We start from the raw sequence: 12,618 nt of genomic DNA on the forward strand, positions 1-12,618 counted from the left end.
TATTTTCTTGATAAATTTTAATTGAAGACAATTAGGCGCTTTGGAAATGCTGAATCTCTGCATCTCCCCATAAATCTTCGATACCATAATGCGCTCGCTTTTCGGTCTTAAAGATATGTACAACCACATCCACAAAATCTAAAATCAACCACTCACCATTTGATTGTCCTTCTTTATACTGGGGTTCTTGACCAAATGTCTTGTAAACTTCGTCTTCGACACTTTTTGCTATCGCATTGACCTGAATGTTGGAATCAGCATGACAAATAACAAAATAATCAGAAACAGAACTGTGAAGATCTCTTAAATCCAAACGAACAATCTCGTTTGCTTTCTTTTCTTGCATACCGTAAACGATAATTTCTGATAGACGTTGGGACAATTCTGTACTTTTATTTTTACTCATTAAAAAATATGATAGTTTTGACTTAATATTTATTTAATACTTTCAGTTTGCAAAATAACAATATTTCGGGACTTATCATTGGCCAAAATACAATATATCTTGACAAAGTCGCCTCTACAAACGATTATCTCAGGGAATTATTGTCAAAATTCAAGCCACTAGCGGAAGGGACTGCCATTTTAGCAGAAGAACAGTTCCAAGGTAAAGGCCAGCGAGGAAGCTCATGGATCAGTGAACCGGGGAAGAATCTCACGACATCTATCCTTTTAAGGCCCTATTTCTTACCAATAGCGCAACAATTCTCACTTTCGGCTAGCATTGCCATTGCAACCGCCAACTGGTTAAAAACTAAAATTGAGCAGCCTGTAGCCGTAAAATGGCCCAATGATATTTACATCAATTCAAAGAAAATAGCCGGCATTTTAATTGAAAATTCATTAAAAGGCCATAATATCAATAGCGCTATCATAGGAATAGGGATTAATATTAATCAAACTAATTTTGACACAACATCAACAATAACTTCTTTAGCATGCCTAACCGATCGAGCCGATTACGACATAAAGAATTTAGCGCATGAGTTGTATCTAAGTATACAACAGGAATATTTGAACCTTTTTAACAAAGGATCCCACTATCAACTAAACAAATACAACGAATTATTATTCTGGAAAGGCGAAGAAAAACCATTTTTGATCGCAGGAAGCGAGCGAAAAGGGATCATTCAGCAGGTATCTGCCGAAGGTAAACTAAAGATTTTATTAGATAACCGATTACAAGAATTTGACATTAAAGAGATTACACATCTTATCTCTTAATCTTTTACAAAAAAAGGAGAACCCATTTTAGAAATATCAAAGCTTTGTTCTAACTTTGTCAAAAGCGTGATTAAACCTTTATTCACCCAGCGTATCTAATAAAATAACACACTGCAATAATTGTAGCGGAAAAAGGAAAGAACAAATTAAAGTCTGATGAAAAAATTAATACTGTTAATGACTGCAGTGATTTTTGCAGTTACGGGAGCATTCGCTCAAATTCACAAACCAGTAAAATGGACAGTGGCCAGCAAAAAGTTAAATAACAAAGAAGCTGTCGTATATGTAAAAGCTACCATCCAAAATGGATGGCACATTTATTCACAAAATATAAAAGATGGTGGACCTATTCCAACTTCTTTCACCTTTGCTAAAGCGGCTGATTATACCGTGGTTGGCAAAACTGCTGAGCCAAAACCAAAAATCAAACATGAAGACGTATTTAAAATGGATGTAGGTTACTTTACAAATGAAGTGATATTTCAACAAAAAGTAACTTTAAACAAAGGTACTGCAACAGTTAAAGGTACAGTCGAGTGGCAAGCATGTGACGCTTCACAATGTCTTCCTCCAGATGAATATGCTTTTGCTGTGACAATCAAATAGTAAAAATGATTCTATACGGATAAATTAATAAGGCGATTCTCATCGCCTTTTTTTATTTTTGAACCTAACATCTGAAATACATACACATGTTAAAAAATACATTCATTTTACTTCTTATTGCATTTTTCAGTCTTTCATTAACAAAAGCGGCGCTTGCATCGACTCAAGATAGCTTAGTAAGTACAGAAGGACTTCAATTTGAATCATCACCGGATACATCTAATGCAGTTGAAGCAGTACCGGAAGACCTTAATTTTACAGCCTCACCCGACACGATGGTTAGCCAGGATAGCAGTAAAATCGCGCCAGCTAAAATAAACGCCTCCTCAGGCAATTCAGAAACGGGAAAGAAATCACTTTGGAGCATATTTATTGCCGGCTTAGTAGGAGGTTTTGCAGCGCTGCTCATGCCTTGTATATTTCCAATGCTCCCCCTTACCGTAAGTTATTTCACAAAACAGGCTGGAAGCCGCGCAAGCGGTATCAGTAAGGCTCTCCTTTATGGCCTCTTTATTATTGTGATTTATGTCGCATTGGGAATGATTATTACGATTTCCTTCGGTTCAGATGCCTTGAATGCTTTATCGACAAACGGGGTATTTAATTTCCTATTCTTCCTGTTATTGGTTGTTTTTGCCGCGTCCTTTTTTGGTGCTTTTGAAATCACGCTACCAAGTTCTTTCGTCAATAAAATGGATGCCAAATCCGACAAAGGCGGTCTTGTGGGACTTTTCTTTATGGCATTTAGCCTTTCACTGGTCTCTTTCTCCTGTACTGGCCCCATTATTGGCACCTTATTGGTCGAAGCAGCTTCAAAAGGAGAACGCTTAGGTCCAGCAGTCGGTATGCTTGGTTTTTCTATAGCTCTTGCAATTCCTTTTGGTTTGTTTGCGATGTTCCCATCGATGCTAAAATCCCTACCCAAATCAGGCGGATGGCTAAATTCGGTAAAGGTTGTACTTGGGTTCTTAGAGCTCGCACTGGCGCTGAAATTCTTATCAAATGTAGATTTGGCTTACCATTGGAATTGGCTGGATCGAGAAGTATTCTTATCGCTATGGATTGCTATCTTTAGTATGATGGGCTTATATCTTATTGGAAAGATCAAGTTTTCACACGACAGCGAATTAAAATTCCTCTCTGTACCGAGAACTATTCTCGCAATCATTGTATTTTCCTTCGTTGTCTATATGGTTCCAGGCCTATGGGGAGCTCCGCTAAAATCAATTTCAGCCTTCTTGCCACCTTCGGCAACACAGGACTTTGACCTGTCGGCAGGAATGGCAGCCACTCCTGCACACAATGATGGCAAGGTTAAAAAATACGCTGAGATCTTTCATGAACGGGGCACACCAAAAGGATTTGATCCTTATTATGATTATGAAGAGGCTCTCGCAGCTTCAAAAGAACAGAATAAACCGGTATTAATTGATTTTACAGGCTGGAATTGTGTCAATTGTCGAAAAATGGAAGCCAATGTATGGACTGATCCCGCAGTTGCCAAACTATTGAAAGAAGAGTTTATTATGGCTGAATTATTTGTCGATGATAAAACAGAATTACCGGCAAACGAACAATTCGTTTCAAAATATAGTGGCAAAAAAATCAAAACTATAGGAAACAAAAACAGTGATTTCCAAGCATCAGCTTTCGACAGCAATTCACAACCACTATACGTGATCGTCGATTCATCTGGAACCGTATTGGTTCCGAAAACAGGCGCAAACTATAACGTTACAGAATATATTGCTTTCCTTCAAAGTGGAATTGACGCTTTTAAGGCAAAGAAATAGTCGGTATACGATTGGAGAGATTCGAAAAGAATAGCATACATGAGCAGATTAGGTAATTATTAAATTTGCATTATCTTTAGCTTAACCCGAACTAAAGTGGTTGAAAAAAGCCATTACCAGTTGCCAATAGCATTATTGGCAACTGGTAATAAAGGAAATATAATTGTATATACGCTTGAAAATAGCTAAGTTTGAGTACGTATGAGTAACATTAAAAAAATTGCTGTTTTGACATCTGGAGGAGATGCTCCAGGAATGAATGCTGGTATCCGCGCTGTTGTTAGGGCAGGAATCTACAATAATCTTGAAGTATTTGGCGTAAGAAGAGGTTATGATGGCCTTGTTAATGGAGAGATTGTCCCGATGGATGCCAAATCTGTAGCGAATATCATACAACGTGGCGGCACTATCCTTAAAACTGCCCGTAGCGAAGCCTTTAAAACGATAGAAGGACGTAAACAGGCTTATGAAAACTTACGCAGCCACGGTATTGATGCCATGGTGGTTATCGGCGGGGATGGTACATTTACGGGCGCATCCAAATTTATTGAAGAATTTGATTTCCCTATTATTGGCCTTCCAGGAACGATCGATAACGATTTGGCCGGCACAGACTTTACTATTGGCTATGATACAGCTATTAATACTGTTATACAAGCCGTAGACAAAATTCGAGATACTGCCGAGTCTCACGATAGACTATTTGTGATAGAAGTAATGGGACGCGATTCAGGTCTTATTGCCGTCCGTTCAGGAATCAGTACCGGCGCCGAAGCAGTCTTGGTTCCTGAGTTTGAAGTGGACTATGACGCAATCATGAAAAGGCTCGACAAGACGCGTAAAAATAAATCATCCCGTATCATTATCGTTGCTGAAGGTGATAAAGAAGGCGGTATGGTTGTATCAGAAAAAATCAAGGAAAATTTCCCACATTACGATGTTAGGCTTTCTATTTTAGGACATATTCAACGTGGTGGAAGTCCAACATGTATGGATCGTGTTTTAGCAAGCAGGCTTGGCGTAGCTGCCGTAGAGGCTTTACTACAAGGCCGCAGAGGTGAAATGGCCGGACTAATCTGCAGTGAGGTAAGATTTACTCCTTTTAAAAGCGCCATCAAACACCATGTAAAAATGAACGAAGATCTGCTTCGTATCATCGAGATCCTTTCGCTGTAAGAGATATCGTTTAGTCTTGGCTTAATATAAAAAAAAGTGGCTGTCCAACCTTTTGGATAGCCACTTTTTTTTGACTTTATACAGATCTCCTCAAAACACTATTGCAACTATAGAGGAACTTACTTGCTTCTTAATTACTTTAGCTTTATTAACACAAAACGTACTATAGCACACGATCTTATAAAAACGACTACTTAAGCAAATTATTTAGATATTGCTCAGACACAGGGGGCAATTGTATGGCCTGACCTGCTTTTGCCATCGAGTCAGCAAAATGATTCGTATTACTTATAGCTTGTTCATAGGCTCGAACCACCTGATCAGATAAGTGCAAAACCTCAGGATTTTTAAGGTTAACGCGATATTGATTATCTTCTAAGGTGACATGCTGATAAAAGCGATAGGCAGCAGCTTTTAGTTTTCCCAGTTCATCTTGGGAGAGCTGATCGATTCTGGCATTTGGTGGAAGCGTAACGTCAATAAAGGTCGTGTCCTTCGCCAATTGATCAATAGAATGATCCAGAGGAATGGCGTGAAGTGCTTCTAAGTTGACAACAGGAACACCCTTAACTTTATCACCACTACACGAGGCAATCACACTCCACAAAAATATAATCAGAAATACTATCTTATTCATTATTATAATTTTTTTGTTTCCTTAAGAAGAAACCCCTAATTGCATCCTCATATCACGTGAGTTTAACAATTAGGGGCTATTAAAGGTCTCATGGCGACCGAAAACAAAATAAGTTATTTCAATAATTCAGCCAGCTTCGTCTCCAACGCTTCACCTCTTAGATTTGATGCGACAATTTTGCCCGACGGATCGATCAGGAAGTTTTGTGGAATACCACGCACTTCATACAATTTGACCGGAGCAGATTTCCAGCCCTGTAAGTCTGAAACATGTGGCCATTGCTGTAAATTATCATCATGGATGGCTTTCACCCATGCATCCTTTTTACCAGGATTATCTAAAGATACACCAAATACTGTAAAACCTTTGTCTTTAAATTTATTGAAAGCTGCGACCACGTTCGGATTCTCATGACGGCAAGGACCGCACCAGCTTGCCCAAAAGTCCAACAAGACATATTTACCCCTTAAAGATGATAAGGAAATATTTTTCCCTGTGGTATCCGGCAACGTAAAGTCCGGTGCTATGGCACCAACAGCCACGGCTTTCAATTTCTGAATACGATCAGCCAACTCCTTCCCTTTTTCAGAACTTTTTAATTCCGGAGATAATTTCTCGAAAGAGGTTACATACTCAGTAACATTCTCCCCATTGAGATTGTCAGACAATAAATCCAATGTATACCAGCTCTTCGGGTTTTTGCTTATAAATTCTGCATCTGATTTTTCCATTTTTTCAGAAATCTCACCAGCTTGCTTTTGCAAACTTTCAATGAAACTAGGATCCTGTTTTTGTGTATCAGAAGCAGCATAATATTGTTGATTCAACGCTTCGAATGCATCCGAATAAGGTTTTACAAAAGCCCTATACTGCATGAGATCATCGTTGAGCGTTGTACCCGAAATAGTTGCATCTTTAAACCCTTTGGTTGCATCGACTTTGATAACTCCCTTAGAAAGATATAGCTGTGCCGTTTCAGGCTGCTTTTGACTATTTCTAAGTTCAGCAAAAGATAAGCCTTCTGGTGAATAGATCATCATACCTTTGGTTGGTGAGGCCACCTGCCCATTGAACTTAAACTCACCTTTTACGACCATCGCAGAATCTGTCTGCCGGGTTGCATTGGTAATGTATTGCATAAACACCTTCGCTTTATCCGAAGTAGCGTTTACTTTCCCTGTCACTGTGTAGCTTTCTTGCGCCATTAATATGGCTGGTAAAAAGCTTAAACCCATTAATATTCTCTTTTTCATAATTATATACTCCACATAAATGTAAAACATTTCCAGTTCATGGAAGCGCTATTTAACATTTTTTAGCAAAGATGTTACCAACGGCCAGATGCACCGCCACCGCCAAAATCACCACCGCCGAATCCGCCAAATCCACCGCCCGATCCACCACCGAATCCGCCGCCACCACTTCGTCCGCCGCCACCACCAAGGCCACTCAGCAATGTCCACCAAAATACATCAGAAGCACCACGCCCATTCATGACGCGCCGGCCACCACCGCCGCCGCCACCTCGATTCGAGAAAATAACAATTAAGATGATCACAATAATGATCACGAACATAACAGATCCCGAGCTTTTTCCCTTTGGTTGCTTTGGATCAGCTTTATATTCACCCTTTGTATAGGATATTAATGAACTGATCGCGTCATCTACACCCTTGTAATAATCTCTTTGACGAAATGCAGGCTTAATATCATTCTCGATAATACGGTAGGCAATCGCGTCGGGAACAGCTCCCTCTATCCCATATCCAGTCTGAATGGTCACCGCGCGATCCCCAAGTGCGACCAACAATAAGATACCGTTATTATATTTTTTATTGCCAATACCCCATTTCTTCGCTAATCGTACTGCGTAATCAGAAATATCATAGCCTCCCGTAGAATTCATCATAACCACCGCGATTTGCGTAGATGTAGAATCCTCAAAAGCCAGTAACTTTTGTTCCAATAATTGCTTTTGATTCGCTGTCAACGTATTGGTATAATCATTGACAAGTCTGTTTGGTGCTTCCGGGAAATCTTGGCCCAATACGGAGGCTATCGACAACGTGCAAAGCAATATTGCCATAGCAGGTATTCGAATCAGGGAAAATAATTTCAATACAAATTTCATCCTATTTTTTTTTGTGCGCCTTAAGCAATTCTTCGTGCTTCTATCGGCAATCGGTAAACCTCGAAATTTCGGGGCTATTTATATTTATTCATTTATGCCACAAGCAGTAGGTGCGTTGCTGTTGCCTGCTAATTGACGATTAACGATCCCCAAACACCACATCATTGGGCAGTTCATTGATATCATCATGCTCTCGGGGAAAGAATTTTGCCAACTGTTTGCCCGCATGTTCGATCCCGCTAACCAAGCCCTCAACAATACGATCCTCCCTAAACTCAGCCACCATCAGATCTTTGGTACTGTTCCAAAAATCACTTTCCACGCGCTGGTGTATTCCTTTATCTCCAATAATGGAAAACTTGTGATCTTCCAACGCGATATAAATAAGGACACCGTTTTTCAATACTGTTTTATGCATGCCTAATTTGGAAAAATAATAAGTTGCGCGATCATGTACCTCATCGGGGCAATGATTTTCTACTACCACACGAATTTCACCGGAAGTCTCATTTTCGGCCACATTAATGGCGTGGACGATTTTGTCTTGTTCTTCAGAATTTAAAGCCATAATCTATATATACATGTGTATTCTTTGATGAGACACCAAAGGGTTGATCGATGTCCAAAAAATATTTCCTAATTAAAAAACGAAAAAAAATGGATGATGAGCTTCTACGAAAGCCGCATCATCCATCATCCCATTCATTGCTGTCAATTTGCTTAGAATGATACCGTTGGTGCTTTATCCGAACCTGGGGCAGCAGTAAATGTACCTTTTGCCTTAAATCCAAACATGCCGGCCATTAAATTGTTGGGAAAGCTACGTACTGTTGTGTTATATTGCTGTACAGCTTCATTATAGGCTCTACGTTCTGTCGAAATACGATTTTCAGTACCTTCTAATTGCGCTTGAAGTTCCAAAAAGTTTTGGTTCGCCTTCAAGTCAGGATAAGCCTCAACGGAAGCCAAAAGGCGACTCAATGAGCCACTGAATTCGTCTTGAACTTTTTGAAATTTAGCGATATTTTCTTCAGACAGATCATCAGCATTAATCGTTACAGAGGTTGCTTTAGCTCTTGCTTCGACCACTGCGGTCAAGGTACTTTCTTCATGCTTTGCTGCACCTTTTACGGTATTGACCAAATTCGGAACAAGATCCGCACGACGTTGATACGCATTTTCAACTTGCGCCCATTTTCCTTTAACATTTTCATCCTGCGAGACCATTGTATTATAGCCGCAGGAGTTTAAGGATACTAATGCAAATAAACCACATAGGGCGACCAAAAATCTTTTAATTTTCATTGTTCAAAGAATTAAATACTATTCAAATTATACGGTTACACTATCAAAGCATATACCAAGCTCTTACTAAGATAAGAATATTTTTATTTCCAAATCCCCAAATAGTCAATATTCATTAACTTTGTATCGGTTTTGGGATAAAAACTCAGCCCCTTATACTATGCAAAAAGAAATCGAAATTGCGATACCACCTGAAAAAATGGAGGATGAACACTATATTCTACAACAAGGTATAAAAACCCTACGCGTTCAACCCCAGCAAATCAAAGGATACAAAATCAGAAAACGTTCAATTGATGCCCGCAGTAGACAGGTAGTCTACCGCACCCGCATTATTTACTACATCGATGAACTGCCTATCCCTGAAATCTACGAAAATAATTTCAAGTCTGTCAAAGATGGAAAATCAGTTATCATTGTAGGCGCAGGGCCTGCTGGTATATTTGCCGCGATCCGCTGCATTGAACGTGGCCTCAAACCAATTGTCATTGAGCGTGGTAAGAAAGTACAGGACCGTAGACGTGATCTTGCGAAGCTGAACCGTGAAGGCATTGTGAATCCCGAATCGAATTACTGCTTTGGTGAAGGTGGCGCAGGGACATACTCGGATGGAAAACTATATACACGTTCCAATAAAAGGGGGGATGTAGACAAAGTGCTCAAGCTTTTTGTCTCTCATGGTGCCACCACAGATATTCTAGTCAATGCCCGACCACACATTGGCACAAACAAACTACCGCATATTATTGAAGCCATGCGCGACAGTATCCTTGAGTTTGGTGGTGAATTTCACTTTGACCAGCGTGTGGACGACATTTTAGAATCTTTTGGGCAGGTTCGTGGCGTTAAGTTAGCCAGTGGCGAACACATCAAAGCCGATCACGTTATCGTAGCGACAGGACACTCTGCTCGCGATATTTTCGAGCTTTTCCACCGTAATAATTGGCTGATTGAAGCCAAACCATTTGCTTTAGGAGTGCGCATCGAGCATCCTCAGAAAATTATTGATCAGGCACAGTACCACTGTCAGGTTAGAAGCGAGCATTTGCCGCCTGCCTATTACAGCTTGGTAGAACAGGTTAATGACCGTGGTGTATTTTCTTTCTGCATGTGCCCTGGAGGTGTCATTGCTCCCTGTGCGACTGATTTAAACGAAATTGTTGTCAATGGATGGTCCCCATCTAAACGAAATAACCCGCACGCTAATTCAGGCACTGTTATCCAAATAAACCTAGCGGATGTTGCCGACGCACAAACAGATCCGTTTGCATTACTCAATTTTCAGAAGGAGATTGAACAAAAAGCTTTTGCGATAGGCGGTGGCAACCTGGTTGCTCCAGCACAACGCATGGTTGATTTCGTCGAAGGTCGGGTGTCTTTCGACCTACCAGAGAATTCTTACAAACCCGGAACAGCCTCCGCAGACCTAACCGAAGTATTGCCGTCTTTTGTTCACAAAGCCTTACAAGGTGCCCTGCCTATCTTTGGCAAAAAGATGAAAGGTTATTACACCAATGAAGCTATTTTGGTTGGGGTCGAATCCCGTACGTCTTCACCGATCCGTATTCCTAGAAATAAAGAAGATTTACAACATCCTCAGGTCAAGGGGCTTTATCCGTGTGGTGAGGGTGCTGGTTATGCCGGAGGTATCATTTCTGCTGCAATAGATGGTATTAATTGCGTTGATGCGATCGATTTAAGTTAACATTTTTTGCTTTTTCTCTTGCAGAATAGGAATGAATGCGTTATTTTTGTAGCATCAACGCGAAAGTAGCTCAGTTGGTAGAGCACAACCTTGCCAAGGTTGGGGTCGCGAGTTCGAATCTCGTCTTTCGCTCTAAAAAAAGCTTCCAAAATTTGGAAGCTTTTTGCATTTAATAATAGTCTCCTTTCCCTTCTATTTACATCCAGTAACGCTTTATCGTTTCTCTCCTTGCCAAATTTGAGTTTAAAATTTACAAAAGAAGTATTAACACAACTTCGACCGGATACCAAAGAAAGTATAATTTCAATTGTGATTCTATCCAGGGAGGAAAGAAAGACCTAATAGGTATCAGGTTCGACACTTCCTCGGTGCTTCTTCGGTACTTGCTCGGTACTTCTTCGGTTACAAGCGAACAAGTAACGTTAAAACTCCGACTAAGATCCGTTGTAACACCGTGAGAAGGGCGAATTTGGTTCCTATGGATCATACCATATATACCCCGCGATGTACAACATCTTTTGGGCATTTCTTCTCAATACAATTAGAAGCTCTTACATCCAACTAAAAGCAACAAGAAGGAAAATGTCAATTGATATAATGACTACGATTCCATCGGTCGCATAAAAAAAATATGGCGTCTACTTCATTAGTAAACGCCATATTTTAAAATCAGTATAATCCAATATGGATTTAACTTGTTCTCAGGCTTTCCTCTACAAGCTCTTCAACATATTTCCGAACAATTTCGTTAGAGAAACGTGTGGTTACATCAAATGCAAAGGCATGAACCAACAGGATACGCGCAGATTCTTCACCAATCCCTCTTGCTCTTAGATAAAACAGCGCTTCGTTGTCAAACTGACCAATCGTACACCCATGCGAACATTTTACGTCATCTGCAAAGATCTCCAACTGTGGCTTAGTGTACACAGCTGAATTATCTGACATCAACATGTTATTGTTCTGTTGAAAAGCATTGGTTTTTTGAGCATCTTCGCGAACAAAAATTTTCCCATTGAAAACAGCAACGGATTTATCCTGCGTAATATTCTTATACCATTCGTAAGACTCACACTGCGGCTTAAGATGATCTACAATAGTATGATTATCGACCAGTTGCTCTCCAGCAGTTAAGTTAATGCCATATAAATGGCTTTCCACATTTTCTGCATCCAAACGTACATTGATATTATTACGAATAAATGGTGCTCCAGGGAAATTACAATTGTAATTATTATAAAGGCTATATTTTTCTTGGTGTACCTCTGTATGATTAAAGTATCGGCTTACAGATCCAGCGAGTTGCAAATAATAATGTTGCATCTTTGCATTCTCTTTAACGATAATCTCAGAAACCTTATTGTGAACGTTATTTGCAGTACCATCTGCAGTGATGAAGCTTTCGATCAACTCTAGCTCTGCATTTGGTTCGACAACAATCAAATTACGTGTTTGTGCAAAGAAATCCTCCTTACCTGTTGCCACATGAATAATCTGAATGGGTTTATCAATTACGGTGCCTTTCTTTACATGGATAAAAACACCATTCGTGAAAGCAGCGGTATTCAGCGCTACCATAATATTGTCTGACTTATCGGCATACTTGGCAAAATGCGCTTCAAAAGCAGGGTCCGACACGGCCTCATCCATAGGAACAACCGAAAGTCCTTTCACACTCTCTAGTTCGCTTACTGCCAATACATATTGGCCATTTACCAAGATAATGCGATAGGCATCCAGCTTAGGGATCTCACCAGCACTAAAGTCTAAACCTTCGATATCCACATCAACATCAAGCGCATAGGACTTATTGATAATACTGTGGATGTTTGTATATTTCCATTCTTCATTCTTAACGGTGGGAAAGCCTGCTGCTTCGAAACGCTCGAATGCAAGTTGACGGGCCTGTACAAAAAACGAAGGTTCGTCCGAAACGCCTTGCTCCTTATATGCTCCCAACACTTGTTGAAGTAATGATTCTGAAACTAATGTACTCATGTTATTTTTTAATCAAATCGCCAAAATTCTCTTCCAATCCTAT

General features: G+C 40.0%; 12 protein-coding genes and 1 tRNA gene. 6 read left to right on the forward strand and 7 right to left on the reverse strand.

The genetic code is table 11. The annotated features are described in order from the left end of the window. Nucleotides 1-31: 31 nt before the first annotated feature. Nucleotides 32-406: a ribosome silencing factor gene (gene rsfS, locus B2107_RS18690; protein WP_209578394.1), complete on the reverse strand. Its 375-nt coding sequence runs from the start codon at nt 404-406 to the stop codon at nt 32-34. A 47-nt stretch (nt 407-453) separates the two neighbouring features. On the opposite strand from rsfS, the gene B2107_RS18695 reads away from it, so the two are divergent. The 4 genes from B2107_RS18695 to pfkA all read left to right on the forward strand — a co-directional run bounded on the left by B2107_RS18695 (nt 454) and on the right by pfkA (nt 4,799). Next, nucleotides 454-1,224, forward strand: coding sequence for a biotin--[acetyl-CoA-carboxylase] ligase (locus tag B2107_RS18695; protein ID WP_293957249.1), 771 nt, complete (start codon nt 454-456; stop codon nt 1,222-1,224). A gap of 156 nt (nt 1,225-1,380) precedes the next feature. Next, entirely contained in the window at nt 1,381-1,830 is a 450-nt protein-coding gene (locus B2107_RS18700) for a protein-disulfide reductase DsbD N-terminal domain-containing protein (RefSeq protein WP_293957250.1), read from the forward strand. A gap of 86 nt (nt 1,831-1,916) precedes the next feature. Beyond that, complete coding sequence (locus tag B2107_RS18705; RefSeq protein ID WP_293957251.1) at nt 1,917-3,623, forward strand: protein-disulfide reductase DsbD family protein; 1,707 nt, start codon at nt 1,917-1,919, stop codon at nt 3,621-3,623. Nucleotides 3,624-3,824: 201 nt separating this feature from the next. After that, entirely contained in the window at nt 3,825-4,799 is a 975-nt protein-coding gene (pfkA, locus tag B2107_RS18710) for a 6-phosphofructokinase (RefSeq protein ID WP_209578388.1), read from the forward strand. Between the two features lie 190 nt (nt 4,800-4,989). On the opposite strand, the gene B2107_RS18715 is transcribed toward pfkA, so the two are convergent. The 5 genes from B2107_RS18715 to B2107_RS18735 all read right to left on the reverse strand — a co-directional run bounded on the left by B2107_RS18715 (nt 4,990) and on the right by B2107_RS18735 (nt 8,866). Further along, nucleotides 4,990-5,436, reverse strand: coding sequence for a hypothetical protein (locus B2107_RS18715; RefSeq protein WP_293957252.1), 447 nt, complete (start codon nt 5,434-5,436; stop codon nt 4,990-4,992). 113 nt (nt 5,437-5,549) lie between these two features. Continuing rightward, the gene (locus B2107_RS18720) at nt 5,550-6,689 is read right to left on the reverse strand and encodes a TlpA disulfide reductase family protein (RefSeq protein WP_293957253.1); all 1,140 of its coding nucleotides are present in this window, start codon (nt 6,687-6,689) and stop codon (nt 5,550-5,552) included. Between the two features lie 74 nt (nt 6,690-6,763). Beyond that, nucleotides 6,764-7,567, reverse strand: a complete 804-nt coding sequence (locus B2107_RS18725) for a TPM domain-containing protein (RefSeq protein ID WP_293957254.1) — start codon at nt 7,565-7,567, stop codon at nt 6,764-6,766. Between the two features lie 139 nt (nt 7,568-7,706). Next, nucleotides 7,707-8,135 carry a TPM domain-containing protein gene (locus tag B2107_RS18730; RefSeq protein WP_293957255.1) on the reverse strand — a complete coding sequence of 143 codons (429 nt, stop codon included), beginning with the start codon at nt 8,133-8,135 and terminating at the stop codon, nt 7,707-7,709. 152 nt (nt 8,136-8,287) lie between these two features. Further along, a complete protein-coding gene (locus B2107_RS18735; RefSeq protein WP_209578555.1) occupies nt 8,288-8,866 on the reverse strand; it encodes a LemA family protein in 579 nt (192 codons plus the stop codon). 166 nt (nt 8,867-9,032) lie between these two features. On the opposite strand from B2107_RS18735, the gene B2107_RS18740 reads away from it, so the two are divergent. Then, on the forward strand, nt 9,033-10,577 hold the full coding sequence (locus tag B2107_RS18740) for an NAD(P)/FAD-dependent oxidoreductase (protein ID WP_293957256.1): 1,545 nt from the start codon (nt 9,033-9,035) through the stop codon (nt 10,575-10,577). A gap of 59 nt (nt 10,578-10,636) precedes the next feature. Further along, nucleotides 10,637-10,709: transfer RNA gene (locus B2107_RS18745), tRNA-Gly, on the forward strand. Between the two features lie 558 nt (nt 10,710-11,267). Here the strand turns inward: B2107_RS18745 and sufD are convergent. Further along, nucleotides 11,268-12,575 (reverse strand): Fe-S cluster assembly protein SufD, encoded by a 1,308-nt coding sequence (gene sufD, locus B2107_RS18750; RefSeq protein WP_293957257.1) that lies wholly within the window; start codon nt 12,573-12,575, stop codon nt 11,268-11,270. Between the last annotated feature and the right edge of the window lie 43 nt (nt 12,576-12,618).

The sequence above is a fragment of the Sphingobacterium sp. UBA7855 genome (genome assembly GCA_002500745.1).
Taxonomy (GTDB): Bacteria; Bacteroidota; Bacteroidia; order Sphingobacteriales; family Sphingobacteriaceae; genus Sphingobacterium.

Coding starts and splice junctions, on each gene's coding strand:
- B2107_RS18705 (WP_293957251.1), top strand. CDS start 1,917: ATGTTAAAAAATACATTCATTTTACTTCTTATTGCATTTTTCAGTCTT.
- rsfS (WP_209578394.1), bottom strand. CDS start 406: ATGAGTAAAAATAAAAGTACAGAATTGTCCCAACGTCTATCAGAAATT.
- B2107_RS18740 (WP_293957256.1), top strand. CDS start 9,033: ATGCAAAAAGAAATCGAAATTGCGATACCACCTGAAAAAATGGAGGAT.
- B2107_RS18730 (WP_293957255.1), bottom strand. CDS start 8,135: ATGGCTTTAAATTCTGAAGAACAAGACAAAATCGTCCACGCCATTAAT.
- sufD (WP_293957257.1), bottom strand. CDS start 12,575: ATGAGTACATTAGTTTCAGAATCATTACTTCAACAAGTGTTGGGAGCA.
- B2107_RS18725 (WP_293957254.1), bottom strand. CDS start 7,567: ATGAAATTTGTATTGAAATTATTTTCCCTGATTCGAATACCTGCTATG.
- B2107_RS18715 (WP_293957252.1), bottom strand. CDS start 5,436: ATGAATAAGATAGTATTTCTGATTATATTTTTGTGGAGTGTGATTGCC.
- B2107_RS18700 (WP_293957250.1), top strand. CDS start 1,381: ATGAAAAAATTAATACTGTTAATGACTGCAGTGATTTTTGCAGTTACG.
- B2107_RS18720 (WP_293957253.1), bottom strand. CDS start 6,689: ATGAAAAAGAGAATATTAATGGGTTTAAGCTTTTTACCAGCCATATTA.
- pfkA (WP_209578388.1), top strand. CDS start 3,825: ATGAGTAACATTAAAAAAATTGCTGTTTTGACATCTGGAGGAGATGCT.